The following is a 26,291-nucleotide window of genomic DNA, read 5'->3' on the forward strand; positions in this document are numbered from 1 at the left end:
TCGGAATTCATTGATGGCTCATAGTCGTCATCTCTTTTTACACCAATGCAAACAATTAGCCAGCCTGTGCTCGCGCGCCATAAGAGCGTAGCTCTAAAGTCGAAGTGAGCAGCTGTCAGGTTGTAGGATAAGGCGTGTGGAGATAACAAGACACAGTTAATCTGTTTGCGTAGCTTTTATATTTATATAAGGTGAGCACGTGTCAAACTTCGACCAGATGGCAAACTTTTCTAGTTCTACCAATATCGCTAGCACCTCCACTGGCTCTAACTCATCCTCTGTCGCCAAAAATTATGCGAAGAATTTCCTTACCCAAGTCAATCCCCGTACTGGTTTACTCAGCGTTACGATTCCATCGCCACCTCTAAAAGGGATTCTCTCGATGGATGTGAATCTCGGGATCACATACGCGCAGGAGACCGTAGGTTCCTATGAACAATTGTTTGGTCTACCTGTAGGATGGTCCTATTCGTTAAGTTACATTAATGATGGGATCTTGACTCTCAACGGTAGCCAAACCTATGTTTTGAGTCCGGAAAGTCCTTCTGGCTTGCAGTATTACTACCAGAAAAATCTTGAAATGACGCAGTATAGTCCAGGGCAGTACCCTAATTTGCCCTATGCCCCAAGTACCCCTTACACATACCTGCTGACCTTTTTGGACGGCCATCATCAGTATTTCGATGTCCAGGGGAAATTGATCTGTTGGGATGACAAAAATGGAAACCATCTGCTTTTTACCTATGATTCAAGCGATGCTTCCATTACACAAGCGAAGCTTATCAGTGTTACTGATGCATACGGACAAAACCTATCGATTTCACTCAGTAGTGACTCCATCGACGTGATTTACCCAAGATCCGATGCCAACCCTAACCCGATCACCTATTCTTACCAGCTACTTGAGGGCGCACTGGTTTCCTACATTGACCCTATGGGCTTGACCACGCACTTTATTTACAACGGAGGTCTTATAAATAGCAAGCTCCTCTCGAACGTCAACTATCCCAATAAAGTCAGCTCGACGTTTGACTACAGTACAATCTACTACAAAGATAGTTCTGGACAACAAGAGCAACAAGATGTCGTGAGCAAGGTGATCAACACCTATGAAGAAGAAACCCGTAGCACAACCTATAATTATCACCCTGAGCAAAGTGGTCCAGATGGCCACAATTATCTTGGAAACCCTACGTATGAGGTCGCATCTACAACATCAGATGCTTTATTTCAAAGTAATGACAATAATTACAGGTATTACACCACGATCAACAATAACAAAACGTTGGTTGTTAATCAGTACAACAATCTGCACCTTCTTCTAAAGTCGACCACTTTCACAGCAAATGGAAGCGAACGCATCCAAGAAATAGCGTACACTTATGTTGGTGAAACGGACGGCGACTTCCCCCCCTACAACCAGCTCGATCCGAATTATCAACTGATTGCAGAAAAGCTAAGCACCTTCTACAACGAGCAAGAAGACACCAGACCCGCTAAAATTATTCGCAGCTACACAGACAATGGTCAAATTGCCTCTATCGAAGAGTACGAACAGGTAGAGGGTGAATTACAGCTCGTCAAAAAGGGAGAGGTTGAATACGATATCAGTTTTGGTATGCCCACTTCCGTTAAGGTATACGACTACAAACCTAGAGGAGTACTTAGTCAAACACCAGAGATTATAAGAACGGACAATAAGCTTTCAGATGATAAGAAGCACATCCTCACATCCACCCGCGGGACTGAATTGAGTGGCCTATTAAATCCACTACTCGTGACCTCTGTTGAGTATGACACTGCTGGCCGTCCCAGTTCCTCCACGCGTACCTGGGGTTCAGCAGCACCAGGTCATTCTGGAATTGCGAAAACCAACACGACCTTCGAAAATATTCTTGACTCTACCGCACACACATTGACGCATGCCACAACCGATTTCTTTGGCAATACCTCTAATGAGGTTTACGATTTATGTACTGGTTTCCCAATCTCAACCAGCAACGCCGTGGGTGCGATCACTACGTATAACTATGACCTCGCTGAAGCAACCGTAATACGCACTGACCCTATGGGAAACACCACAACATGGAGCTACGATCTTACCAATAACATAATGCGAAAGCTCGATGCCAACGGTTACGAACAGAAGTACTACTACAACGGGTTTGGGCAACTTATCCAGCAAAGTGATTATCCTGTGAAGGGTGGGGCAGAGCGAACCTTAACGACGAATACTTATGATCAGCTGGGGCGTCTCAGCGTACAATTGGGTATTCTAGGCGAAGCATCAAAAGTCACATTCGCCTATAACGCACGCAGCCAATTAGCCTCTAAGACTGATGCCCTGGGCAATATATCGGGATACGAATATGATTCGGTAGCTTGCACGAAAGCAAGCTCTTTTAATTCGTTGAAGTCAACTGAAGTCACTTACGGTCCTGAGAAGTCTGGCGGCCCACTTCTTAGTAAATTCAAAAAAAGAGCTAAAAAAGAATATAAACAAAGACTTGTCGCTTCGGCTAAAAAGTTCGATAGGCACAATGCTAATCAGTACGCCTGCGCTACCCGCTTGTGGAACGCTTTTCAACTCAATGTACAGACCAGTATTGGAGATCAGCAGACCCCTCAAGAGTTTTCCCTAGCGAGATCCTACAATATCCTCCAAAGCCCCACCCAGTATTGTCTCGGTGGTGCAAATCTGAAGCGCACACTAGTGGCCTCGCGAGATCTAAATGGGAATATGCTTCAGAGTACTTGTACACTTGAAGGTATGTCTCAGACAGAAGCGTCGTCAAATCGTAGTTACAATGAACTCGGGGAATTCACACAAGAAGCCACACTGACGGAACAAACTCGAAAATTTACTTATGATGCGGTAGGAAATAGGACTCAGATTACCCAGTTTAATGGATCACAGGTAAACAGCACCTATGATCTAAACAAGCGAGTCTCTTCTCATTCGTACACCGAGAATGGTTCGAGCATTGAAATTCATTATGAATACGATGGTGTCGGGCAGCGCACTTCCATCGAGCGCTTCGTGGATGGGGAAAGCGATGCACGGCTCAGCTACACCTACACGCTTGATGGCAATATTTCTTCAATAAGCTATCCAGACGGGAAAACAGTTTCGTGGAACTACGATGTCAATACGGGCCTTCTGACTTCATCCATTGATGCGCTCGGGCATCAGTGCAGCTATTCCTACGATAGTTATGGTCGGCTCGCTAAAATTGCTCGGGACGATGGCTCTGTTTCCGTGGGGATCACCTATATCACCCAGGATATCGATAAAGCTAATGTGGGAAAAATAGCCTCGGTGAGCTATTCAAATGGGGTCAAGCTCGCTTACACCTATAACGGTTATGGGCGCCCCCAACAAATCATCGCTACCAGTACGGGTGAAGGCGAGCCGATTACCCTCACCTACAGCTACGATGCAACGACCTCATTCGTAACCGACATTAGCTACCGACACCCTGGGGGCTCAAGTGCACTCAACCGCGATGTTTCATTCGTATATGATGATGTTGGACAAGTCATTGGGGAATCATCTGTAGACCCACAAGGCAACCCACTCGAAACCGTATCTTATAGCTATGATGCGCTAGCCAATATCAAAACTTGCGCCCGCTCACTGCCTTCTTCTGAAAGTGCGGAGACAAATTACACCTACGATGCCGATAACCGGCTAAATTCCATCAGCGTGGCTGGCGCCCAAGATCAGACTTTGAGCTACGACCAAAACAACAATCTTATTAAAGATGAAGATGGCAATAGCTACCAATACAATGCATTGAATCAACTCACACAATTCACCTCAAGTGACGGTGAGAACACGACCTACACCTATTACCCCAATGGGCTGCGTGCAACAAAGCAAACCGGTGATGAGGAAATCATTCGCTATTATTACGACAACGCCAGCAATGCCAATATCATCAATGAAGTTCAGGGGGATTCAGAGGCCAGCTACATAATATCAGCATCGTCGCGACTCGCTCGTTTGCTGGAGAAAGACTCGTCATCTGAACTCCAGTCTTATCTACTCGATAGACAAAATGTTCTTCTGACTTTCGGTAATTCAGGGTCTATCAGTAGCGAGTATGTCTATGACGCATATGGCAACTGTAGGTCATCCCAAAGCGGAAGCATTGCTGACAATCCATTTGCTTATTGTGGAGAATATGCCGACTCAGAATCGAGCTTGCTCTATCTGAGGGCCCGGTACTACGCGGCGCAACGGATGAGGTTTGTGAGTCGAGATAGCTTCCTGGTTATGAACCCTTACAGCTATGCCGATGGGAACCCTGTCATGAAGCAAGATCCTTCTGGGCATCTTTCAACCGCAGCAAAGATTGGTATCGGCGTGGGCTCAGCTGTCGGTGCAACCATCTTAGGATATGGCGCGTGGAGTGCCTGGTCACGCATGGCACGTGAGAATATTCCTCAAGGTGAGCAGCCGCCAGAAGTAGAGGGGTTGGATGGTATTGTTCCTGATCATGGCAATATCGGTGCTCCTCCAAATGATGGCAATATTGACGCTCCTCCAAATATTGAAGCTTTTGGGTACGCGAATTCACCAGACCAAATATTTGATTATTTGAAGCGGGAGGGGGAGGGGTTTGATTCAGACTCGGTTGTCTCTATTGAAAGAGATGAGGGCGGGCAATATTGGTACGAAGCTTGGAGGCCCAGACCCAATGACAATCAAGATATTCTGGATGGCGCTGAAGCACTTCCGGATGTGGATCAGTTGACATTTCGGACACTCCCTCGAGGTATAAATACAAAGCGAGCTAACCGCAATAAAGATGAGGAGATATTCGGAGATGAAGAAGAAATGGTGGAGCTAGGAGCATTGATGATGTAGGAGAAGTTGAACCTATAGAAATAACGGATAGGTTTAAATTGCATTCTCTGAGTGTAGAGCACGACTTTACCATTGTGTAATGGAAAAATCGTGCTCTACACTTATTCATATCCAGAAAATAGGTTATGTAAATTTTTTGTGTATCTGCCCGCCCATTTGCAAATTGATGAAGTCTATCATTGTCAATTGGTTGCCAAGCTCCGAAATGCTTTCGGGACGCAAATTTCGCCAATTACTACCTAGGCAGCAGCAAAGAATACAGTCGACTCTTGAAAAAATGATTTCACAAGTTTTCTATTTTTCTTGATGCTCTGCAAATCTGCATTTGCACGACTCAGTAGTGTCTCACCTTTTTTCAGCGGCCTCTTTGAGGTCCCTATATTTCTCATATGATTCCAGACCAACTCATCTGGATTTAGGTCTGGTGCATATGGCGGTAAGAACACCATTTCAAGCTTTCCATCCTGTGAATCGACATACTCCAATACCTTTTTCGATTTGTGTACTGGGTGCCCATCAACAATGAGAATCACTGGTCTTTTCTGACTTCTCTGGAAATTTTTGAAGCATTCTACGCACCTTTCTGCCGTGAACTTTCCACTATAAATATGATACCAGAAGCCACCTCTATTCGATAAAGCTGAGATCGCATTGATTGACTGTCTTTTACCACTGGAATTTTTCCTTTTTCTCCCCATGTCCTTTGGAGTGGATCGTCTGATCTGATACTAGCCTCGTCCAGCCAAAATATTTCTGCACCAGTTTTTTTCGCATAAGATTTAATCTTTGGGTAGACTTCCTTTACCCATTTATTCACCGCCTTCTCATCTCTCTCGTAAGCTCTTCGTAGAGGCTTTTGTGGCGTCAGGCCCAGTCGATGTAGAAGTGTGCCGACACTAGAAACGCTAAGTTCAATTTTGAATCTCTCAAAAATCAAATCCGATACGATCTGACGTGTCCACAATCCGAAATCAAAGCCATATTGCCTTGGATCGCCACCAATAATCCATCGCTTGACTTCCTCTTCTTCAATAGCTGACAGTTTTCTACCGCGTCCAGGTCTAATTTTTGGAGATAGCGCTTCAACACCTTTCTCCCGAGCAGTCCTTAACCATGGGAAAATAGTTCTGCTCCCCAGCCCTAAGCTACGACTAACCTCCGCCGCAGATTCTCCATCAAATACTCGCTGAACAGCAATTTTACGTATGAGGTGCTGCTCCTCAGTGCTAAGTTTTCTGGCATCGTATTTCATGCAGTTTATATTACCAGAGTGTACTGATTATTTCCGCCCCGCTAGTAACTTCAGAGCTCTCAAAATACATTAGTATTTCTATTTCGCGAATGCTTAAAGTAACTTGCAGAGGCAATTACCCGTTGGGAGAAGCTGCTTCTGGCTCCCTCTCTGGATCTGCACTATCTCAAAGGCGATACACTGGATCACTGTGAGCTGGAAAAACTAAGAGAAGTCACCGCTATATGGCGGGAGCGCTTAATAGATATCAGTTAGTTTATGCGCTGTTTAAACAAGTCTATCGCTCGGCAGGCCAATGCTGAAGACAAGTATACAGGCCGTTTTTGGGAGGGGCGATTTAAGTTGCAGGCTTTATTGGATGAAAAAGCCCTCGCCGCTTGTATGGCCTATGTAGACCTAAACCCTATCCGCGCTAATATTACCAAAACGCCTGAAGACTCTGATTACACCTCTATTCAACTGCGTATTCGCTCTGCAATTACCGCTGAGCAACCCAAAAGTTTACTACCGTTTGTGGGAGATGAGCGCTTAAATATGCCAAAAGGGTTACCTTTTCAGCTGGGCCACTATTTGGAGTTGGTGGATTGAAGTGGTCGGCATCTAGATCCCAGAAAGCGCGGCGCTATCGCTGAAAATACCCCTCCCATACTTGAGCGCCTGGGTATTTCACCTGAGCACTGGCTTTACCTCAACCGAAATTTTGAAAGACGATTTAAAGGTTTAGTAGGGTCGGTTGAAGCAGTACGGAAAGCGTGTGTTTTATTGAATAAACGCTGGGCCCAAGGTGTGCATGATTGCCAGAAGTTTCTCTCTTACCCTTCATCTCAACTCAATTGAATCATTTTTTATCCCGCCGATCGATCCCCGTTCGCCCTGTGTGCTGAAAGCCCTGGACACCAAAAATAGACAAAATACTCTGCACAATTGTGCCTCGATGCTCCTCTGGTGAGCATGGCTTTTTATTTTGCCGATTTCTTCCTCTCCCACATGATTCATGGGTGTCCTATTTGTGTTGTCACGAGGAAAGAATGCCGTACTTTCCTCAACCAATTCCTATCTTACTGGCACTCTGCGAAATTGCAGCGAACTACCCCTTTTTCAGTACCTAAGCGAACACTCTAGGAGCGAAATTGCCTGAATAACAATCAGTACAATTGCTCAATACCGAGTGCTATGTATTGGCACTAAAGCTTCAGTTACTACGAAAAACCAATAAAGCCGACCGCCACAATAACGACTATAACTGGGGAGCTTGGAGTGCAGCGCAGGCCATCCCATGAAGGGTTAAAAGCCCGTAGCAACCTGCTTGTATTCGTTATGCATGCCGTACCCCGCGAAGCTCAAATATACCGAACCAAAAGAGACCTACACTAATAGAAAACGACAAAATTAAATTCAAAATTATTTTCTCTTTTTCCTCAACACCAGAAATCAACTGCCTGTTATCGTAGTAAGCTCCAACTATGTACTGGTCTTTATCGATCTTTGACGTGTAGTATTCCAGTTCTAGCTCATCCCCAACTTGAAGGTCGTCAAACATATCTTTAGAGGAGTTTGAATACTTGAACTCTAGGTCTTCAATGATAATGGTGTGTAGATAATCACCTTTTCCAACATATCTAGTTTTAATTCTTTCAAGCAAGCCAACCTGGGTAAAAACTCTTTCCCTCTGAGGAAAATTGCTGTAAAGGAAGTATCCTGAGGCAAGTGCAAACACCGAAAGTACAAGTGCAGTATATCCAACCAATTTTGACTTACTATCTAATCGCTCAATCTTCATATACATAACGCTGAATGAATGGGCCGTGTTGCTGCGAAGCAGCGCTTTTAGCGGTCCAGCCCAAAGGGTGATTATTGCACGCTTTGTTAAGCATTTATTACGCCGTAACCGAGAATATTGCAACATAAACTAAAAGTAACTGACCTAGCCATGCAGGCCATTTTGAAAAATGAAGAAGCATGATGCCAGCGGCTGTTAATGACGACCCGAAGACAATGCCGTATAAAGCGTATAGTCCCTCGGCCACCCCGAATCCATCTGTAAATAGGAAGCAAGTATAACTATGGATATGCGCCAACACAGATACAAGAATTAGAATGAATCCTGCCACAATTTCAAATTTGGAAATAATTAATTTCATATTTGCCACAGCTTTATTGCCTAACCTTGTTAGCCATTTTCCATTTTTTCCTTCGAATGCTTATATATATGGTAAATGCTATATGCGATCATAAAAAACCATATAATGATGTTATCAAAGCGATCTTCGTAGAGCGCCCTTAATGCCATGGCAGAACAAATACCGACCATGACTGCATCAATGGTGAGCGATAAGGCTGCTATAGTTTTCTTCGCTTTGTCGCCGTGTGCAAATTGATATCTTTCTATCAGACGATTGATTAAAAGCGATGTTGTGTAAAAGCCTAAAAATATAATGGCGATATATCCAAGGAACACCCGCCCCTCTACAGAGATATTGGAAATCCCCTGCAAAAATAGAAAAGTAACGTAGGAAAAGATGGCCAGCATTATGAGCCTGCCACTTCCTCTTACAAATTCTTGTCTAGATATATTTTTCATGATCATCTGGCTAACGTTGCTAGCAAAGGCAGCCGAAGCGGAGCGTAGGCTGTCAAGCCCGGCCCAGAAGAGGTTGGGCGAGCTTGACTAGCCTGGTTATGGCTGGCGTGCTCAGAACTGACTACTAGCACTTTGCCAGCCATAGTTTGGCCGGCCGCTGCCCGATTAATACGAGGGAGGAATACATTACTTTCCCTACCCATTTCTTTCTTATTGGCACTCCACGAGTCGGCTACGGAGTTTCTTTACCTAATGATCTAAAGTAGAGAAACTGGAACAATAATGCAAGCTATCAGCGGTGCATAACTTTGATTCCGGAACTCCAGAGCAGAGAGCCAAATATTTCTTGGCATGCACCATCTAAAAATTTCCCGCCGACATAACATTTATATACTAAGTATCTTTATCCTCAATTGGCACATAAGCTTTAAGGCTCCCATTATATTTCAGTTCTTCACCATTTCTTATATCAATAAACTTAGGCTTGATATTTTTAAATTGCTTCTCTCCTTTAAGGCATCCTCTGAACTGATTATCTTTACGCCGGATCTCAAGAATATAATCTGGAGCTTGATTTGCATACTCCATAGCCATACTCTTATACTTAACAGGATCGTTGGAATTATTGGCCCGTGCCATTCGTCGAGCTTCGATTATCACCTCTTTCGTTAGAATGCGTTCTAATCTTTTTCTGTCTTTTATTAGTTTCCCATCTACGTTTACAGGTTCAGAGAAGAAGCGATCATTACAATCATTAACCGCATCAATATATCGCTGATCACTTTTTGTAATTTCTCCAAATTCAGGATGACTGACGTACTCTATGGTATGAATATATTTATACGGGACCACCGTGCCACACCCATTTACAACGATCAAAGCTGTCAATATTAGAAACCTCTTATTCATATTTATCTTCACTATCTCTAAGAACGAAAATGTAAAATTTATATCGCAGTATCAATGACTGATATTTGGCTGCCCCATATTTCATAACATGACTCACACCCGCAGGTTATGAAATTCATTGAAGTGTCAAGCCCGAGAATAAATTAGTGCAAATATACAATCAGGGAAAACGATCCACGAAATCTGTAACGCCAGCATAAAAGACGAGCGGTAGCGAGTCCAGCCCACGTTTTTTGTGGGCGATTTTTAATGTGATTGTTATGCATTTGTTTGCCCAACAATTACATATTGACCAGGTGAAACTTTTATAGGATCAGGAAAGCCTTTACCTAACACCCTTTTACCATCGCTATTTTTACCCAGCTGATTATCGAATCCAATATTTACTACTTTTTCGAAGTGATTGTATGAAGCCCAAACGACAGTATTGATATATTTAATTGAACCATCTTGCTCTCTATTAACCGATTTATAAAATGTAGAGCTGACAAAACCTTCTTGCTTGCTGAAATACGACACATACTCATCGCGAACTTGCTGAGCAGTAGCCTCCATACCATTTGGAACTACAATTGTATTTATAACGCTAACTTGTTGTTCCATGATCTATTTCCTGTACTGATGCATAACGCCGGAATAAAGGGCCGAAATGTAGCGGCGAAGCCGCAGAATGTAGGTCCAGCCACGAAGTGGCGCCTTTGATTGTTTTGGTACGCCCAGCATGGGCGTGAACTAATGGGGTGAAAGTCCCCTGTAGGAAGATCACCGTTTAATGGGTTCCATTAAATGCTAACTACTAGCGAATGGCAACTGCAATACCGTGAGGTCTTGTGGGGAGGAAGCCGCTAGCAAAGCTACGAGCTGACGGACAGAAACAGCATATAAGGCTTAGCCTGGAGGCGAGGTGGCCAAGGACACCGAAGCCATGTGATCTAACGGGTAGAGTAAATGATGCAGTTGTGTAGTGAAAGTTCACGTTCTTATCTGGGGAGATCTGTTCAACCTGCTGCTGTAAAGCTGTCAGCGTGGCCGCTGACTCATAAGTAGGCCCAGCCCGCTAGCCACCATCGCGGGGGTAACCAAAATTGGTGGAACACAGCAGCGCCTCGGCCAGTAATGGGCAAGGTGATTGAACAGAAGTCAGCCGACGGCATAGTAGCCTAATGCCAAGATTAATACCTTGGATACGGTGAAGACCTGAACCCAAACTCCACGAGTTAAAAGACAGGGCTAGCCTACCGATGTGTTGCCAGCCGGATATAAAATTGACGTAGCGCACTGCCATGACACTCAACTCAAATGAAAATCTGCTTGAAACCATCCTCAGCAAAGAAAATCTTAATGCTGTATGGAAACACGTGCGAAGCAACAAAGGTGCCGCAGGCATTGACGGGATTACTCCAAACAAAAAGCATAAGCCGCCAACCCTATTGGGCATGATTCATGGGTATCCTATTCGTGCTGCGCCGATCGATCCCCGTTCGCCCTGTGTGCTGAGAGCCCTGCACGCCAAAAATAGACGAAATACTCCGTACAATTGTGCTTTGATGCCTCTCTGGTGAGTATGGCTTTTTATTTTACCGATCTCTCCCTCTCCCACATGATTCATGGGTGTCCTATTTATTCTTTTTCTAGAGCTTAGCCCTAACTTTTTGTTGAGTAGATCTAGAAGCGCACCAAATAAAAAGCATAAGTCGCCAACCTTTTGGACATGATTCATGGGTGTCCTATTTGTGCTGTATTGTTATGTCTGTAGTTCAGGCGGAGATTCTTTTAGCGCTATAGTGATGAATTGAATATATTCAGCAATATCGTCGGTTAGACTGATGCCGTTTTTACTACGGTCTGCCAATTCTTGTAGCAAGACCGCATTTCTTTGAACCTCTAGCTTATTCAAATCCAGATGATTATAGTCAGGAAAGACACTACCGAAAATTACATGCTCCTCAATCATAGCTCGCCATTTTTCGGCATGCTCGTCTTGATTTTCCCTATCGCAAGCATATGCGAATGCACCTGCTATTGCATCAGCAAGCTGAATCCCATGAATGATCTTAGAGTCAACTAAATTAAGCGGCTCTTTTAAGTTGAATGTTATAGGTGAATCAATCCCTGCAATATGCGTGAATTTTTTATCCTCTCGATTAATCATGACATTGAACATTTCTTGATCTTCGCTTAATGGCTTAGATTGGTCACAGTAAGCAGTTAATTGATCATATTCCTGCCCCCATTCCGCCAAGAGACTGAATAAAGCAGTGTTAGTCAAATCTAGAACCCATTTCCCTGCACCTCCACCAACATAACCAGCTAACTCTTTCACCACGGACTCTTTATTATGTATGGCAAAGTCACAAATGTGCTCTAAAAGTGGAGAAATACTTTCATCTTTCGAGGTTGAAAAAAGTGCCTTTAACCCTTCAAAATCTCCCGTTCTCATCAGTTTTTCGAAATCTTCAAATATTTCTTCAGCCATTGCTCCTCTGATAGATAGTTCAGCATGAAGTATGTTGCTAATGAAGCGATGGAAGTTAATGTCATAAAATATTGAATTGACGTTAGCGATTGCAGGTTCAAATATATATTCAAAAAATTTACCTGCTAGCGCGTACTTTTTGTCGGAAACTGAAATTTTGAATCGGCCTTTAAAATTTTGAATTATTTCATCAACAGCTCGCTTTCCGCGAATCCCTTTTAATAATTTGCTGCCCTTAATTTCGCCGTTTTGAATTTTGTACTTGCAAATGATATGCTCAATGAAAGATTGAGCCTCGTTATGAGGGCATTCTAATGATGCATAGCAAAATATTTTCTGCTGCTTGTGTAATAGATTATTTCCGGTGAATCCAGACTCATCGAAATGTAATATCGCATGAGTTTTCAAGCTATTTCTACCCACACCTTTATTCCCTTCGCATCAGTCATCGTGCTTTTTCAGTGGTAGCCCGATACGTGACTATGTATGGATGCCGTCTTCGCAGAGATCGATAGTTGATCAATTACCCAGTCCTCGGATGACATAACCTTTATATAGTACTCATCCTCACTGCTATTATCCTGATTGAAATCCTGGAATCAATCTTAAGCCTCGCCTAAAAAATGCTATTCAAATCAAAAAATTACCTGCTCTTGTATCAATCGCAACAAATATAAAAATGATCACCTTGATTGCATGTCCAGATATGGACTCACTTTTAACCAATTACATTTCAATAAATTTTCACCTAATAAATCTATTCTGAAAAAATAACAGTCAAACTGATCAAAAATATCTCTGCACACCTTTTTATTACTCGCTGGGACTAACACACATAGAGCTGGTGTTGAGCAAGGCAGCGGCCTGGCTGTTTGCAGAGCTAAAGAGTCATTGGATGATTTCGTGGTGCCTCTGGCTTACAGAGCGATTCAACTCCGCGTTGCGACTTCCTTAAAGGCCTAGACATTTCTGCGTAGCTGCGCCTTGACTGTGAACTGTTTTGTAAGCCAGAGGCATCAAAGAGTTGTTCAGTAGGAGCAGATCTGGATACCCACCGAACAAAAAGCATAAGCCGCCAACCCTATTAGGTCTGATTCATGGGTGTCCTATTTGTGCTGCTCTGCACCCGGCTTAGTTGTGCAGGCTATTTCTGCACCTCGAGACAATCTGAAAAAACAGAGGGGAAATCAATAGCTCCATTTTTTGGAACCTTCATCTGCCTCCTAAACTTACTCACCTGGCGTAACAATGTTAGCGATATTTTCTTTGAAGCAGCTTCACAAGCAATTTTTGTCTGAAATCCAGAAATCGTCTCAAACTGGACATCGTTCAATGAGCCTGGCTCGTTCACTAGGCTCATCGTCATAATCAAAACCCATTCTTTCACAAAAAATCCTCGAAATAATTGATCTAGGTACCCACTAAGCAAAAAGCATAAGCCGCCAACCCTATTGGGAATGATTCATGGGTGTCCTATTCGTGATTTGTGAATTGTTCGATTCCGTTAGCCGTATTCTCCGTCAAGCCACTTTAAATTCATTTCGCTTTTTATTGACCGCTTGGATATGAGCCGACTCACAATACTAATTGGATGATTTACAAGTTCAGCTTTTATAACAATCCAGTCACATTTTAATTTCTGTAAATGATCAGGATTGTTATGGGTATATGATTCCTCAGCAGAGTCATAAATTAGCTTAACTTTTTCAGCTAACACTCTATATGAATCAATTTTCTCGAATTTCTTTTGATCTAATAGTGCTAAAAAGGTAAAAATTAGCGATGCAACTGCCAAGGCTTTCAGGTAAATGCCTGAAATATCCCCATCAAAACCTAATGAGATAATACTGAATATTATTGGGACTGATAAATAAAACCTGTATTTCAGCTCAAGCCAGCCAGACTCCTTATACAGTCCCTTAAACGTGTAAGCAGTGTCCTCACCAATTCGTTTATACATTTCTTGACTCATTTTATTCACTCTGGAAAATCAGATCCAAATAATGTATTTCTACAATATCGTGCAAATACATAATCATCCATGTCATCAACCCTAGAGCTGAAGAACCCTTGAGAATCTTTCCAGCCGAAAATCTTCAAAAGCTGCTGCACACCATCTCTGTAGTCTTTCATGTGTGAGATGTTGTTTATAGTCTTCTCTTCGATTTCAAAAGATTTTATATTTCTGATGTTGTTGTTTTTTTTCCAAACCTTCATCATCTTGATAAGCGGGGTAAGTTTTCCATCTAGGTTTCTATTTGCATTAGATAAGCGTTTTTCTAGCTTTCTTGGATCTTCAACTTCAGTCCAGCTATTACCACCATTTAATGGGATGAAAAAGTAATCATCCCAAAGGACTGTCTCTTTAACTACTGGCGTCAACTCAAATTGACAATGATTAAAATCAAGAACTATACATGGTCTATCTTGGCGAACATTAGTGCTTGGATATAGAGAAGATAAGTCTTTTTTTAGCTTGTTTAGTATGGTATTTGGAGTGGTGTCTGTTTTTTTCTGGTTTGTAATAAGGAAAACATCAACATCAGACGGTGGACGGATCATCGTGCTTTTCTTGTATGAACCCGTTAGAAATGTCTCTGATATATAGGGCAGCCTCTGAAGGTAGTTTTGTCTAAGATGGGTATGGCTTGATATTATTTTTTGTTTTTGATTTTCTGTTAATTCTATATTCTGCCTGAACTTTTCAAATTTGTTCGAAAGGCCAGTTCTTGAGTCTGTAAATAGACCATACATTTTTGTTGACTCCATTTTATGTTAATACGGCTAACATCTACCTCAAAGGCCGGAGGTATGATTGTTGGGCATGACTCATGGGCGTCCTATTTGAGCCACCCAGTGTGGATGTGCACGATGGGTGGTGTGGGGTCGATAGCTGGAAGCTACCGGCCACCTAATTTAGATTCCTCTAGTGAGCATGGCTTTTTATTTTTCCGATTTCTCTCTCTCCCATATGATTCATGGGTGTCCTATTTGTGCTTAAATTTTAACTTAAGCTCTTTTTCCAGCTCTTTTTTGGCCAACTCAAAACCTTTTTCTTTTGCAATATCTAAGACTGAATCGTAATCATTAAAATCTCCACACTCGGAGCATTTGATCATATCTCCAGATTGATATTCTTTGCCTTCTTCAACCTTTAATGTGGCATCACAAAACAAGCAAACCACTTCAATAGTCTGATTTTTATCCATTGGCGGAACCCATTTTAAGAATGCTAATGATTAGGCCTGTAATAGCAACAACAGAACCCAAGAGTAAAAAAAGGCCTTTATGATCTTCGATGTAGTCTGAAATTGTTTTCAGCAAAGGTCGGTTTTTACGTAGCTCTTCTGATTTTCTCTTGGAAGTGGCAACACCCATGCCCTTTGTTGTTAGCTTTAGTCCATTATATCGACCGCTTCCAAGATATGCATGCTCAAGCCATTCTCTAGAATAGCAACGGTCAACTATCTTTTTTAGCTCATCTATAGAAGGTCGCAACCTATATCTATTATGGAGTTCTTCGACCAATTCATGGCCTACATCGAAGCGAACACGATCATGCCTGTTTCCGCTTTCTTCGCAACACTCAAGAATATGTATTAGTAAATTATATTCATTCATAAATTGTCGGTTCTATCGAGTTTTAACGTTGCCAGCAGGGCAGCCGGAGCGTTTGCGTACGAAGCGTGTCGCGTAGGCTGCCCAGCCAAGCCCCTGTGGGGCTTGGCGAGTCTGCTTGGCCTAGTTATAGCTGACGCGCACTGAACGACCTAATTACTCTCTTCCAGCCACCTTTGGCTGGCCACTGCCCGATAAATTTACAAGCAAAATACCATACTTCACCCTCCGGTTAACTATCTGATTGACACTCTAAAATGGTGCAACTGACTTGCAGGGCTTGTTTACTTAAAGCGAAGGCACTTGAGCGGAACTATGGTGCCAGTTGGCAAAAAAGCTCTGTGAAAGAGAGTGTTCAGGTAAAGATTGTTACTTGCAGTAACTACTTACAATTTAAAAATTGACCGCCACAATAACGCCGCCAGCAGGGGAGGCCAATGCTGTGCATAGTGTTGGACGTCCTGCTGAGGGCTGAAGGCCCGGAGCATACTTCCTGGCTTGGTTGTGCAGGCTATTTCTGCACCTCGACACAATCTGAAAAAACAGAGGGAAAATCAATAGTTCCATTTTTTGGAACCTTCATCTGTCGCCTAAACTTACTCACCTGACGTAACAGTGGTTGCGATATTTTCTTTGAAGCAGCTTCACAAGCAATTTTTGTCTGAAATCCAGAAACCGTCTCAAACTGGACATCGTTCAATGAACCTGGCTCGTTCACTAGGCTCATCGTCATAATCAAAATCCATTCTTTCACAAAAAATTCTCGAAATAATAATTAATCTAGGCACCCACCAAGCAAAAAGGATAAGCCGCCAAACCTATTGGGCCATGATTCATGGGTGTCCTATTCATGCTCTTTTCATTTGGAGCCGTTGAATCACCCTGTGGTGCCCCTGGCTTACAGAGCGATTCAACTCCGCGTTGCGGCTTCCTGAAAGGTCTAGACATTACGGCATGATTTATGGGTATCCTATTTGTTTATAAAATATTACTTACTGTTGGTGAGTTTGAGTTTCCCATATCAATTGCAGCTGGGCTGTAAAAATAAACGAGAACGAAAACAGCTAATGCGCCACCTGCTCGTAGCCACTTACCAAATTTTACTTCGATAAAGCCGGGAAATGCTGCAACTGTTCCTCCTGCTGCTAAAGCAAGAACTATACGAAAGATTGTATACTGAAAGCCTGTTGGGTCGGGGGTTAAAAATGCAATAATAATTAACAATATAAGAAAAGAAACCCCAAACCCAAAGGCTAGATAAGTCTGTATTTGTTTGGTCATAAAAGGCAATTTATAGTTATCAAAGCCGTATGTTGGCAAGCCCGCATTCTTGAAGTTTAACTTAATGTTTTCAGCAACTTCTGGCGTAAGATATTTAACAACCATTCTCTGCATATTTGCATATGAAGTTGCTCCTGGCTTTGCCGACTCAAGTAACTCAGGTTGCAATGACTCAATTGCAGTGTAAATAAATTCAAAATGCTGCTTCAAACTATTCAGGATTTCTGCGCAATCCTCCGCAAAACCAATAACCCACTTTGGATTATCATGAGCACCTAGCAAGTCACTATTACCAACGAATTCTTCAACATAGTTGAAATATTTGTTTGCTGAAGCTAATACGTCTGTAAGTTTGGAAATCCTTTGATCTTTTGTTGGTGATTTTGCACCGATAAAACCATTTAAAGTCGACATGTAATCAGCTTTAAGGTGACTAATCTGTGATTTTGCTGATACAACTTCTTGTTCATGCGTTTTTGCCAATTATCTACCCTCTTTTGCAACTAGTTTAGCCATGGCAAGTAAATGATTTAGGTCTGAGTTGTCTGTACCTTCAAAAATGCTCAGAAGAACATCATCACACAGTTCACAAATAAATACTGTTGCATGGTTGATGTTGTTGGGATTTTGAACAATGAATTCCGCTATTTTTATCAATTGTTCTTGGGTTGGGTTCCATTGAAATATTTTAAATTGACTTTCTAGCTCAGACCTGAAGTTTGATAGCATCTTAGTTTGTTTCCTTTATTGTATTTATTGCAAACTGTAACAATATGTTCAAATCAGAGTTATCTAAACCTTTATAGAAATACTTTCCTGCAGACGGGCAATGTCGCTTTACAATTTCAAAGCAATCCTGCCTAGAATTAAGTTTCCCTTGCCTATATGCTGACAGAAAATCATTAGCAATTTTCTGTTGCTGATCGTGAGTTGGCTCATAATGACTTGTTCCAAAAGTCATTCTTATTTGATGTCCAAAATCCATGTGAACTCCTTTGTATGTTTAGGGCCTAACATTTATATGGTGTTCATTCTGAGCACAATTATCCTTATTGCCATCCCAGAATCAATCTTACGCCTTGCCTAAAAAATACTATTTAAGTCAAAAGCTTACTTGTTCTTATGTCAATCGTGACAAATGTAAAAATAATCAATTTGATTGCATATCCAAAATATGGACTCACGTCTTAATCAATTATATTTCAATAAATTTTCGCCTATTCAAGCCATTCTGAAAAAATAACAGTCAAACTGATCAAAAATATCTCGGTGCAGCCTTTTATAACTTGCCGGGGCTAACGCATATAGAGCTGGTGCTGAGCAAAGCAATGGCCTGGCTGCGTGCAAAACTAAAGAGCCACTGGATGATTTCATGGTGCCTCTGGCTTACAGAGCGATTCAACTCCGCATTGCGACTTCCTTAAAGATCTAGACATTTCTGCGTAGCTGCGCCTTGACTGTTGTAAGCCAGAGGCATCAAGGGGTTGTTCAGAGGTTCCTTAGGTGCGACTTCTCAACCAAGGCATTCTTAGAGAGATATCTAAAGTGAGCCCAATTGGCCCTTTCCCTCTGGGCCTCACTTTCTGACTTGCAAGTCTAAAGCCCAAAATGGTCAGTTCCGTTTATGACTAGTTCCGATACCGTCCAATCCATACACTGGTAGTCAGAAACGAGAGAGACTTATGAAGATTGATGCAGCAGTTTGCTCCAGTGCGCGATTGGCCCGAGACCGGCGCTTTGATGGGCGCTTCTATACCGCAGTGAAAACAACCGGCATTTTCTGCCGCCCGATCTGTCCCGCTCGGCCTCCGCTGGAGCGCAATGTTACTTATTTTGAGACTGCTGCCGAGGCGGCCAATGCGGGCTTTAGGCCCTGCCTGCGCTGTCGCCCCGATTCTGCGCCGGGCAGTCCAGCTTGGGGATTGGTTTCGACTACCGTACAGCGCGCTTTAAAACTGATGCGCAGTGAGCGCGAGCCACAATCTGTAGAGCGACTGGCAGAGCGTCTCGGGGTCAGCAGCCGCTATTTGCGGCGTTTGTTCTCTGAGCACCTGGGAGTAAGCCCCTTAGCGGTTTGGCAAACCGAGCGGGCACTGTTTGCTTTTCGTTTACTGCGAGATACAGACTTGCCTGTTGCTGAAATCGCCTATGAGTCCGGTTTTAACAGCTTGAGACGCTTTAACGGCGTGTTCAAACAGATCTACAAACGCACCCCATCCGAGGTGCGCAGGGAGGGACACGCAGCGCGCGCTGAGAAGGCGAGTGCCACACGGGTGCGGTTGTACCTGGATTACCGTCCGCCATTAGATTGGCAGCAACTCCTGGCTTTTTTGGGAACTCGCGCTTTGGCCGGGGTGGAGCAGGTGGAGGGGGAGGTCTATTCACGCAGTTTCGAACTGGATTCTTGTCGTGGCGTGATGGAGGTTTCCCACGATCCGCAACGCAATCGCCTGGTGGTGGAAGTTTTTGGTCAGGAAGGTGGGGCAGGGTTATATCTATTGAACCAGCGCCTGCGCCGGCTGTTTGATCTGGATGCGGATATTGAGGAGATTCAGACGGTATTAAATGAAGATCCACTGCTGGCGGATCAGTTGGCGAAGAATCCGGGCCTGCGCTTGCCCGGTGCCTGGGACCCATTCGAATATGCACTGCGGGCGATTCTCGGTCAGCAGATCAGTGTCGCGGCGGCGACCACTATTGCCGGACGTATCGTGGCCCGCTACGGGGAGTCGTTTGTGGACGATGCTGGCAGAGAGCGGTTTTTATTCCCAACGGCGGAGCGTCTCGCTGAGGCGGACTTTGCCGATCTGGGCTTGACCCGGGCTCGGGTGAAAACCCTACAGGAGTTTGTTGCTGCAACTTTGGATGGCCGTGTGAGTTTTGCCGATCAGTCCCTGGAGGATTGGTGCAGCCAAGCCACAGCACTGCCGGGTATTGGCGATTGGACAGCGCATTATATTGCTATGCGCGGCCTGTCGATGCCGGATGCTTTCCCCGCGTCGGATTTGGGTATTCTGCAAGCCCTGGGCAGTGATGGTGAAAAGGCAAAACCCAAGCAGGCCCTGGAGCGGGCAGAGCAGTGGCGGCCCTGGCGGGCATATGGAGCCATTTTGTTGTGGCAGTCCCTGAAATCTGGAGAGAAAAAATGATTGTCTATGAGAGTTACACCACGGAATTGGGTGATGTTGCCATCGCGGCCTGCGAACAGGAGGGAGAGGGGCTCTCCCGAGGCTCCAGAGGTATAGTTGCACTCCAGTTTTATGACGATGAACGGCCACTGCGTTTGGGGGCCGGTTGGCAGCGGGGCGCCTCGGAGCTGACGGATTTGGCCGCCCAGCAGTTGCGGGAATATATCACTGGCCAGCGCAAAAGCTTTGATTTGCCTCTGGCGCCAAAGGGCACTGAATTCCAGCGCCGGGTTTGGGATGCGCTGTTGCAAATTCCCTTTGGCGAAACCCGCAGTTACAGCCAGCAAGCCCAGTGGCTGGGCCAGCCACGGGCTATTCGCGCGGTGGCGCGGGCCAATGGTGCGAATCCGATTGCCATCGTTATTCCCTGCCACCGTGTAATCGGAGCTAATGGCAGCCTTACCGGCTACGCTGGCGGCCTGTCTTTGAAAGCGCGCTTGCTCACCCTTGAGGGTGCCAACTTTGTCCAGCAGGGCGAGCTGCTCTAGCGGGTCATATTGGGAAAAGCGCAATCATCTCTCCCTAGCCACGGCCTCTTTGGCGCGAGATAATAAGCGGTTCATAATCATATCGAGCCGGAGGCCAAATGCTGTACAGATTGGGGGATAAGCAGCCACAACTGGAAGGTGAGGGCCACTATATTGCGCCGGGTGCCCATGTGATTGGAGATGTGCGTATGCTTGCGCACAGTTCCGTATGGTTTAACGCGGTGGTGCGCGGTGACTGTGCGCCGATCACTATCGGTGAATACAGCAACGTACAAGATGGCTCGGTATTGCATGCCGATGTGGGTGTGCCATTAACCATCGGCACCGGTGTCACCGTAGGCCATAAAGTGATGCTGCACGGCTGTGACATTGGTGATTACAGCCTGATTGGTATCAATGCCGTGATCTTAAACCGGGCCAAAATCGGCAAGTGCTGTATCATTGGCGCCAATGCGCTGGTGACCGAGGGCACAGAAATCCCCGATTACTCTATGGTGCTGGGCTCTCCCGGCAAGGTAGTAAAATCTCTCGATCCCGCCACCTACGAGCTGCTTAAAGCCAGCAGCGATCACTATGCGGCCAACGGCAAACATTTCGCCAGTGAACTGGTCCCGCTTGAGGCTAAAGATGTCTGAACAACCGGTAAAAACCGTGCAGCCGAAAGAGCGCCCGGTTAAATCCCCCTGTATCTCCGTATGTGCCCTGAATGAGCAGGACCTGTGCGAGGGCTGTTTTCGCAGTGGAAACGAAATCAGCCGCTGGGGCTCCATGGATAACGATGAGCGCCGTGCAGTGTTAAAGCTCTGCACCGAGCGCGCGCGGCAAATGGGCCGAATCTGGTAAACAATCGATAGCGCTTTGTCGGGGCCGGGCCTCGCAGGGCCCGGAACTAAATGCGACTATGACCCAACCCTTTGTCCACCTAAGAATTCACTCAGAATTTTCCCTGATCGATGGCCTGGTAAGAATCAAGCCGGCCATCGCCCGCGCCCAGGAGCTGGAAATGCCAGCCCTGGCGATTACCGACCAGTGCAACCTCTACGGGCAGATTAAATTTTACCGGGCCTGTTTGGGTTCCGGTATCAAGCCGATTACCGCAGCGGATTTTTGGCTCAGCGAAGGCGGCGAGGGCAAGCCAACGCTGATCACGCTCTATGCGATGAACGCCGACGGCTACCGCAATATTACCGAGCTGATTTCCCGCGCCTGGATGGAGGGCCAGTACCACGGTAATGCCTATATCAAGCGCGAATGGGTTAAGGAGTACAGCGAAGGGGTGTTGATGCTGTCCGGTGCCAAGTACGGCGATGTGGGCCGTGCATTGGTAGCGGGGCGCCGCGCCCAGGCGGAGGAGCTGGCCCGGGAGTGGGCGGAGTTATTCCCCGGCCGCTACTACCTGGAGCTACAGCGCACCGGGCGCGCCGGCGATGAGGACTACCTGCACTCGGCGGTGAAGTTGGCCCAGAACCTAAACTTACCAGTGGTAGCCACTAACGACGTGCGCTTTATGGACGAGAGCGAGTTTGAGGCCCACGAGGTGCGCGTCTGTATCCATGAAGGCCGCGCTCTCGATGACCCCCGCCGCGAACGCCGCTACTCCGCGCAGCAGTATTTCCGCACACCGGAAGAAATGTGGGAGCTGTTTGGCGATATCCCCGAAGCCCTGGAAAACACCGTGGAGATTGCCAAGCGCTGCTCCGCACCGATCCAGCTGGGTAAGTACTTCCTGCCGGAATACCCGATTCCCGAGGGTATGACCGAAGACCAGTTTTTCGAAAAGGTCTCCTATGAAGGTATGGAGCGGCGTCTCGCCACCATCCTCGACAAATCCGCTGCGGACTATGCCGAGCGCCGCCAGATCTACGAAGACCGCCTGCGCTTTGAGCTGGATATCATTATCCAGATGGGATTCCCCGGTTACTTCCTGATCGTAATGGACTTTATCCAGTGGGCCAAAGACCACGATATCCCGGTGGGCCCGGGGCGGGGTTCCGGTGCCGGCTCCCTGGTGGCCTACTCGCTGGATATTACCGATCTGGACCCGCTGCAATACGATCTGCTGTTCGAACGATTCCTGAACCCGGAGCGGGTGTCGATGCCCGACTTCGATATCGACTTCTGTATGGAGAAGCGCGACCGGGTAATTGGCTACGTTGCGGATAACTATGGCCGCCAGGCGGTGAGCCAGATTATTACCTTCGGAACCATGGCCGCGAAGGCGGTGGTGCGGGACGTGGCGCGGGTACAGGGCAAGTCCTACGGCCTCGCCGACAAGCTGTCCAAAATGATTCCCCCCGATGTGGGCATGACCCTGCAAAAGGCCTTCGACCAGGAAGAGATCCTGCGGGAATTCCTCGACCACGACGATGAGGGCCAGGAAATCTGGGAGATGGCCCTGCAACTCGAAGGGGTCTCCCGTAACGTGGGCAAGCACGCCGGTGGCGTGGTTATCGCCCCCACCAAGCTCACCGACTTTGCGCCGCTCTACTGTGACGAGACCGGCGCGGGTCTGGTAACCCAGTTCGATAAAAACGATGTGGAAGATGCGGGTCTGGTGAAGTTCGACTTCCTCGGCCTGCGGACGCTGACCATCATCGACTGGGCCAAGCGCATGGTGGACGAGACCCGTGCGCGCGAGGGTGAGGAGCCCCTGGATATTGCCGCGCTGCCGCTGGACGATGAAGAAACCTTCAAAATGCTCAAAAGGGCAGAGACCACGGCGGTATTCCAGCTGGAATCCCGGGGTATGAAGGACCTGATCAAGCGCCTACAGCCGGACAACCTGGAAGATATGATCGCCCTGGTGGCCCTGTTCCGTCCGGGTCCGCTGCAATCGGGCATGGTTGATGACTTTATTAACCGTAAGCACGGTCGCGCCCAGGTGGCCTACCCGGATGCCAAATACCAGCACGAGAAACTGCAACCGATCCTGGAGCCCACTTACGGGGTTATTGTTTACCAGGAACAGGTTATGCAGATTGCCCAGGAGTTGGCGGGCTATACCCTCGGTGGCGCCGACCTGTTGCGCCGGGCGATGGGCAAAAAGAAACCGGAGGAAATGGCCAAACAGAGGGCCACTTTTGAAAATGGGGCAAAAGAGCAAGGAATTGACCCCGAACTTGCGATTAAGATCTTCGACCTGGTAGAGAAGTTCGCAGGCTATGGTTTTAACAAATCGCACTCTGCGGCTTACGCACTGGTGTCATACCAGACCGCTTGGCTGAAAGCGCACTATCCCGCCCAGTTTATGGCGGCGACCATGTCTTCGGATATGGATAAGACCGATAAGGTGGTGACCTTTATCGAAGAGTGCCGAGCCATGGAGCTGGTGCTGGTGCCGCCGGATGTGAATCTGGGCAGCTTCCAGTTCTCGGTGGATATCGACAATCGCATTATCTACGGTCTCGGTGCGATTAAGGGCCTGGGTGAAGGTCCGATTGAAAATATTATTGCGGCGCGGGAAGAGGGCGGTCCTTTTACCGATTTGTTCGACTTCTGTTCGCGGGTTGACCCACGCAAGGTGAACAAGCGCGCGCTGGAGGCGCTGGTGCGCTCAGGGGCACTGGACAGCATAGGCCCGGATACCAATGGTGCCGACGGATTGGATTACTCCCGTGCGGTGCTGTTTAACGCGCTGGATGAAGCGGTAAAAGCGGCGGAACAGCAAAAGGCCAATACCAATGCGGGCATGATGGACCTGTTTGGCGAAGTGGTGCCCCAGGCATCCGAAGGCGATGTGTACGAGGATTTCCGCCGCACACGCTGCTGGAGTATCCGCGAGCGCCTGGAAGGTGAAAAGAATACCCTGGGTCTGTATCTCACCGGGCACCCGATTGACGAGTATGCCGGTGAGTTACAACACCTGGTGAAGGCGCGAATCGCCGATTTGAAACCCGGCCGGGAATCGCAAAAAGTTGCGGGCCTGGTTGTGGCGATGCGGGTAATGAAAACAAAACGCGGTGATTCCATGGCTATTGTCACCCTGGATGACCGCAGTGGTCGTATTGAAGCGGCCATGTTCAGCGAAGCCTTTGGCGAACACAGGGATAAGTTGGCCAAAGATGCATTGCTGGTATTGGATGGACCGGTTGCCACTGACGATTACAGTGGCGGCCTGAAGATGACAGTAAACAGCGTTTCCACGCTCGATGAGTTGCGCCAGAGCCGGGTGACCGGGGTGCGCTTGCGAGTGGATAGCGGCAGTGTGGCACCGGGGCTGGCCAAGCGGCTGGCCGCTTGCCTGCAACCCTATACCGGTGGTCAGTGCGGGGTCAGCCTTGAGGTTTCCCGCCATGATGCCCGGGGTTTGTACCGATTGCCGCCGCAGTGGAACGTGGAACCAAACGACCAGATGGTCCAGTCCCTCAGGGAACTGTTGGGACGTGAGCAGGTGGCGCTTCAATACGCACAACGGCGTTAAAATCTACCGGGCTCGACTGGCTGGTTCTGTACAGTTAAGCTATGCCGCTGTGATAGCCCGGTGGTAACAAAAAGAGTTAAAGGCGCAGATTTCATGAATTTTAATTTTCTCGAGTTTGAGCAGCCAATTGCAGAGCTGGAAGGCAAGATAAAAGAGCTGCAGCTTGTGGGTGATGACAACGAGCTGAATATCGCCGATGAAGTTACCCGGTTGCGGGAGAAGAGTAGAACTTTGACCGAGTCCATCTACTCCGACCTGAGCCCGTGGCAGGTCGTACAGGTAGCCCGCCATCCGCAACGTCCCTATTCAAAAGACTATATCGAGCGTTTGTTTACCGATTGGGATGAGCTGCACGGCGACCGCCACTTTGGTGATGACAAGGCGATTATCGCCGGTATCGCGCGCTTAAATGGCAAGCCGGTAGCGGTGATTGGTGAAGAGAAAGGCCGCTCTGTAAACGAGAAGGTTGCGCGTAACTTTGGTATGCCGAAGCCGGAGGGTTACCGCAAAGCCCTGCGTGTTATGGAAATGGCCGAGCGCTTTAAAATGCCGGTGCTGACCCTGATCGACACCCCGGGAGCCTATCCGGGTATCGACAGTGAAGAGCGCGGTATCAGTGAAGCCATCGCCCAGAACCTGGCAGTGATGTCCCGCCTGCGCACGCCGATTATTTGTACCGTGATTGGTGAAGGTTCCTCCGGTGGTGCACTGGCGATCGGTGTGGGTGACCAGCTGAACATGCTGCAATACTCCACCTACTTTGTGATTTCCCCTGAGGGTTGCGCCAACATTATCTGGAAAACGGTCGAGAAAGCGCCTTTGGCCGCTGAGGCGATGGGGGTGACTTCCAGCGTGTTGGAAGAGTTGGGTATTGTGGATGAAACCATCCCCGAACCTCTCGGTGGTGCTCACCGCGATCCGGATGCAATGGCCAGTAGCCTCAAAGACCGTCTCAGCGAGCAGTTGGACCAGCTGAGCAGCATCCCCATTGATGAGCTGCTGGAGAAGCGCTATCAGCGCCTGATGAGCTACGGCAATATCGTTTCCTAAGCTGCTTTTTTGCTTTAGGGAGTTGTTCGGAGGCTCCCTAGATCCTTCCCCTGCCGCGCCAAGTGTATAAACTTATTGCCCTTGTGCGCGGTTGGTGCTTACTTCCTGGCCCCTTCTTTCCCTACTCATAGATACTTGCGGCTGTGTGTTATTTT

General features: G+C 46.7%; 26 protein-coding genes. 9 read left to right on the forward strand and 17 right to left on the reverse strand.

Features of this window, described 5'->3' with window-relative positions; all coding sequences use genetic code 11:
- Window positions 1-199 precede the first annotated feature (199 nt).
- Window positions 200-4,873, forward strand: a complete 4,674-nt coding sequence (locus ACJJIW_RS12350; RefSeq protein ID WP_444935320.1) for an RHS repeat domain-containing protein — start codon at window positions 200-202, stop codon at window positions 4,871-4,873.
- Between the two features lie 239 nt (window positions 4,874-5,112).
- Here ACJJIW_RS12350 and ACJJIW_RS12355 read toward each other — a convergent pair whose 3' ends face one another.
- Both ACJJIW_RS12355 and ACJJIW_RS12360 read right to left on the reverse strand, forming a co-directional pair.
- The gene (locus ACJJIW_RS12355) at window positions 5,113-5,529 is read right to left on the reverse strand and encodes a transposase (protein ID WP_444937363.1); all 417 of its coding nucleotides are present in this window, start codon (window positions 5,527-5,529) and stop codon (window positions 5,113-5,115) included.
- The gene (locus ACJJIW_RS12360; protein WP_444935321.1) at window positions 5,445-6,125 is read right to left on the reverse strand and encodes an IS630 family transposase; all 681 of its coding nucleotides are present in this window, start codon (window positions 6,123-6,125) and stop codon (window positions 5,445-5,447) included. The genes ACJJIW_RS12355 and ACJJIW_RS12360 overlap by 85 nt, the downstream gene beginning before the upstream one ends.
- A 258-nt stretch (window positions 6,126-6,383) precedes the next feature.
- Between ACJJIW_RS12360 and ACJJIW_RS12365 the strand changes: the two genes are divergently transcribed.
- The gene (locus ACJJIW_RS12365) at window positions 6,384-6,713 is read left to right on the forward strand and encodes a hypothetical protein (protein WP_444935322.1); all 330 of its coding nucleotides are present in this window, start codon (window positions 6,384-6,386) and stop codon (window positions 6,711-6,713) included.
- Between the two features lie 727 nt (window positions 6,714-7,440).
- Here the strand turns inward: ACJJIW_RS12365 and ACJJIW_RS12370 are convergent.
- From ACJJIW_RS12370 to ACJJIW_RS12390, 5 genes are all read right to left on the reverse strand, one after another.
- A complete protein-coding gene (locus ACJJIW_RS12370) occupies window positions 7,441-7,905 on the reverse strand; it encodes a hypothetical protein (protein WP_444935323.1) in 465 nt (154 codons plus the stop codon).
- A 97-nt stretch (window positions 7,906-8,002) separates the two neighbouring features.
- Complete coding sequence (locus ACJJIW_RS12375; protein WP_444935324.1) at window positions 8,003-8,266, reverse strand: hypothetical protein; 264 nt, start codon at window positions 8,264-8,266, stop codon at window positions 8,003-8,005.
- 29 nt (window positions 8,267-8,295) lie between these two features.
- The gene (locus ACJJIW_RS12380) at window positions 8,296-8,706 is read right to left on the reverse strand and encodes a hypothetical protein (protein ID WP_444935325.1); all 411 of its coding nucleotides are present in this window, start codon (window positions 8,704-8,706) and stop codon (window positions 8,296-8,298) included.
- Window positions 8,707-9,099: 393 nt separating this feature from the next.
- Window positions 9,100-9,594: a hypothetical protein gene (locus tag ACJJIW_RS12385; RefSeq protein ID WP_444935326.1), complete on the reverse strand. Its 495-nt coding sequence runs from the start codon at window positions 9,592-9,594 to the stop codon at window positions 9,100-9,102.
- A gap of 279 nt (window positions 9,595-9,873) precedes the next feature.
- On the reverse strand, window positions 9,874-10,218 hold the full coding sequence (locus ACJJIW_RS12390) for an antibiotic biosynthesis monooxygenase family protein (RefSeq protein WP_444894585.1): 345 nt from the start codon (window positions 10,216-10,218) through the stop codon (window positions 9,874-9,876).
- Window positions 10,219-10,898: 680 nt separating this feature from the next.
- Between ACJJIW_RS12390 and ACJJIW_RS12395 the strand changes: the two genes are divergently transcribed.
- The gene (locus ACJJIW_RS12395) at window positions 10,899-11,177 is read left to right on the forward strand and encodes a hypothetical protein (RefSeq protein ID WP_444935327.1); all 279 of its coding nucleotides are present in this window, start codon (window positions 10,899-10,901) and stop codon (window positions 11,175-11,177) included.
- 182 nt (window positions 11,178-11,359) lie between these two features.
- Here the strand turns inward: ACJJIW_RS12395 and ACJJIW_RS12400 are convergent, their stop codons facing one another.
- The 10 genes from ACJJIW_RS12400 to ACJJIW_RS12445 all read right to left on the reverse strand — a co-directional run bounded on the left by ACJJIW_RS12400 (window position 11,360) and on the right by ACJJIW_RS12445 (window position 17,975).
- On the reverse strand, window positions 11,360-12,514 hold the full coding sequence (locus ACJJIW_RS12400) for a DUF3800 domain-containing protein (RefSeq protein WP_444935328.1): 1,155 nt from the start codon (window positions 12,512-12,514) through the stop codon (window positions 11,360-11,362).
- Window positions 12,515-13,235: 721 nt separating this feature from the next.
- Window positions 13,236-13,478, reverse strand: a complete 243-nt coding sequence (locus tag ACJJIW_RS12405; protein WP_444935329.1) for a hypothetical protein — start codon at window positions 13,476-13,478, stop codon at window positions 13,236-13,238.
- A 117-nt stretch (window positions 13,479-13,595) separates the two neighbouring features.
- A complete protein-coding gene (locus tag ACJJIW_RS12410; protein ID WP_444935330.1) occupies window positions 13,596-14,063 on the reverse strand; it encodes a hypothetical protein in 468 nt (155 codons plus the stop codon).
- 5 nt (window positions 14,064-14,068) lie between these two features.
- Window positions 14,069-14,845, reverse strand: a complete 777-nt coding sequence (locus ACJJIW_RS12415) for an SMODS domain-containing nucleotidyltransferase (protein WP_444935331.1) — start codon at window positions 14,843-14,845, stop codon at window positions 14,069-14,071.
- Between the two features lie 233 nt (window positions 14,846-15,078).
- Window positions 15,079-15,300, reverse strand: a complete 222-nt coding sequence (locus ACJJIW_RS12420; RefSeq protein WP_444935332.1) for a hypothetical protein — start codon at window positions 15,298-15,300, stop codon at window positions 15,079-15,081.
- Window positions 15,293-15,712, reverse strand: coding sequence for a hypothetical protein (locus tag ACJJIW_RS12425; RefSeq protein ID WP_444935333.1), 420 nt, complete (start codon window positions 15,710-15,712; stop codon window positions 15,293-15,295). The genes ACJJIW_RS12420 and ACJJIW_RS12425 overlap by 8 nt, the downstream gene beginning before the upstream one ends.
- 508 nt (window positions 15,713-16,220) lie before the next feature.
- Entirely contained in the window at window positions 16,221-16,463 is a 243-nt protein-coding gene (locus ACJJIW_RS12430; protein WP_444935334.1) for a hypothetical protein, read from the reverse strand.
- Between the two features lie 224 nt (window positions 16,464-16,687).
- Window positions 16,688-17,473, reverse strand: coding sequence for a hypothetical protein (locus ACJJIW_RS12435; protein WP_444935335.1), 786 nt, complete (start codon window positions 17,471-17,473; stop codon window positions 16,688-16,690).
- Window positions 17,474-17,719, reverse strand: a complete 246-nt coding sequence (locus tag ACJJIW_RS12440; RefSeq protein WP_444935336.1) for a hypothetical protein — start codon at window positions 17,717-17,719, stop codon at window positions 17,474-17,476.
- Window position 17,720: 1 nt separating this feature from the next.
- Window positions 17,721-17,975 carry a hypothetical protein gene (locus ACJJIW_RS12445; RefSeq protein WP_444935337.1) on the reverse strand — a complete coding sequence of 85 codons (255 nt, stop codon included), beginning with the start codon at window positions 17,973-17,975 and terminating at the stop codon, window positions 17,721-17,723.
- 697 nt (window positions 17,976-18,672) lie between these two features.
- Between ACJJIW_RS12445 and ACJJIW_RS12450 the strand changes: the two genes are divergently transcribed.
- The 6 genes from ACJJIW_RS12450 to ACJJIW_RS12475 all read left to right on the forward strand — a co-directional run bounded on the left by ACJJIW_RS12450 (window position 18,673) and on the right by ACJJIW_RS12475 (window position 26,136).
- A complete protein-coding gene (locus ACJJIW_RS12450) occupies window positions 18,673-20,139 on the forward strand; it encodes an AlkA N-terminal domain-containing protein (RefSeq protein WP_444935338.1) in 1,467 nt (488 codons plus the stop codon).
- The gene (locus ACJJIW_RS12455) at window positions 20,136-20,666 is read left to right on the forward strand and encodes a methylated-DNA--[protein]-cysteine S-methyltransferase (RefSeq protein ID WP_444935339.1); all 531 of its coding nucleotides are present in this window, start codon (window positions 20,136-20,138) and stop codon (window positions 20,664-20,666) included. Before ACJJIW_RS12450 ends, ACJJIW_RS12455 begins: the two co-directional genes overlap by 4 nt.
- A gap of 98 nt (window positions 20,667-20,764) precedes the next feature.
- Entirely contained in the window at window positions 20,765-21,301 is a 537-nt protein-coding gene (locus tag ACJJIW_RS12460; RefSeq protein ID WP_252085074.1) for a gamma carbonic anhydrase family protein, read from the forward strand.
- A complete protein-coding gene (locus ACJJIW_RS12465) occupies window positions 21,294-21,509 on the forward strand; it encodes a DUF1289 domain-containing protein (protein WP_282931790.1) in 216 nt (71 codons plus the stop codon). The genes ACJJIW_RS12460 and ACJJIW_RS12465 overlap by 8 nt, the downstream gene beginning before the upstream one ends.
- A gap of 58 nt (window positions 21,510-21,567) precedes the next feature.
- Window positions 21,568-25,086: a DNA polymerase III subunit alpha gene (gene dnaE, locus ACJJIW_RS12470; protein ID WP_444935340.1), complete on the forward strand. Its 3,519-nt coding sequence runs from the start codon at window positions 21,568-21,570 to the stop codon at window positions 25,084-25,086.
- Between the two features lie 93 nt (window positions 25,087-25,179).
- Window positions 25,180-26,136 carry an acetyl-CoA carboxylase carboxyltransferase subunit alpha gene (locus tag ACJJIW_RS12475; protein ID WP_444935341.1) on the forward strand — a complete coding sequence of 319 codons (957 nt, stop codon included), beginning with the start codon at window positions 25,180-25,182 and terminating at the stop codon, window positions 26,134-26,136.
- The last annotated feature ends 155 nt before the right edge of the window (window positions 26,137-26,291 follow it).

Source organism: Microbulbifer maximicatervae (SeqCode), assembly GCF_052467815.1.

Excerpts from the sequence above, each read along its gene's own strand:
- ACJJIW_RS12360 (WP_444935321.1), bottom strand. The coding sequence starts at position 6,125 with ATGAAATACGATGCCAGAAAACTTAGCACTGAGGAGCAGCACCTCATA.
- ACJJIW_RS12365 (WP_444935322.1), top strand. The coding sequence starts at position 6,384 with ATGCGCTGTTTAAACAAGTCTATCGCTCGGCAGGCCAATGCTGAAGAC.
- ACJJIW_RS12370 (WP_444935323.1), bottom strand. The coding sequence starts at position 7,905 with ATGAAGATTGAGCGATTAGATAGTAAGTCAAAATTGGTTGGATATACT.
- ACJJIW_RS12375 (WP_444935324.1), bottom strand. The coding sequence starts at position 8,266 with ATGAAATTAATTATTTCCAAATTTGAAATTGTGGCAGGATTCATTCTA.
- ACJJIW_RS12380 (WP_444935325.1), bottom strand. The coding sequence starts at position 8,706 with ATGAAAAATATATCTAGACAAGAATTTGTAAGAGGAAGTGGCAGGCTC.
- ACJJIW_RS12390 (WP_444894585.1), bottom strand. The coding sequence starts at position 10,218 with ATGGAACAACAAGTTAGCGTTATAAATACAATTGTAGTTCCAAATGGT.
- ACJJIW_RS12395 (WP_444935327.1), top strand. The coding sequence starts at position 10,899 with ATGACACTCAACTCAAATGAAAATCTGCTTGAAACCATCCTCAGCAAA.
- ACJJIW_RS12410 (WP_444935330.1), bottom strand. The coding sequence starts at position 14,063 with ATGAGTCAAGAAATGTATAAACGAATTGGTGAGGACACTGCTTACACG.
- ACJJIW_RS12415 (WP_444935331.1), bottom strand. The coding sequence starts at position 14,845 with ATGTATGGTCTATTTACAGACTCAAGAACTGGCCTTTCGAACAAATTT.
- ACJJIW_RS12420 (WP_444935332.1), bottom strand. The coding sequence starts at position 15,300 with ATGGATAAAAATCAGACTATTGAAGTGGTTTGCTTGTTTTGTGATGCC.
- ACJJIW_RS12425 (WP_444935333.1), bottom strand. The coding sequence starts at position 15,712 with ATGAATGAATATAATTTACTAATACATATTCTTGAGTGTTGCGAAGAA.
- ACJJIW_RS12440 (WP_444935336.1), bottom strand. The coding sequence starts at position 17,719 with ATGCTATCAAACTTCAGGTCTGAGCTAGAAAGTCAATTTAAAATATTT.
- ACJJIW_RS12445 (WP_444935337.1), bottom strand. The coding sequence starts at position 17,975 with ATGGATTTTGGACATCAAATAAGAATGACTTTTGGAACAAGTCATTAT.
- ACJJIW_RS12450 (WP_444935338.1), top strand. The coding sequence starts at position 18,673 with ATGAAGATTGATGCAGCAGTTTGCTCCAGTGCGCGATTGGCCCGAGAC.
- ACJJIW_RS12455 (WP_444935339.1), top strand. The coding sequence starts at position 20,136 with ATGATTGTCTATGAGAGTTACACCACGGAATTGGGTGATGTTGCCATC.
- ACJJIW_RS12460 (WP_252085074.1), top strand. The coding sequence starts at position 20,765 with ATGCTGTACAGATTGGGGGATAAGCAGCCACAACTGGAAGGTGAGGGC.
- ACJJIW_RS12465 (WP_282931790.1), top strand. The coding sequence starts at position 21,294 with ATGTCTGAACAACCGGTAAAAACCGTGCAGCCGAAAGAGCGCCCGGTT.
- dnaE (WP_444935340.1), top strand. The coding sequence starts at position 21,568 with ATGACCCAACCCTTTGTCCACCTAAGAATTCACTCAGAATTTTCCCTG.
- ACJJIW_RS12475 (WP_444935341.1), top strand. The coding sequence starts at position 25,180 with ATGAATTTTAATTTTCTCGAGTTTGAGCAGCCAATTGCAGAGCTGGAA.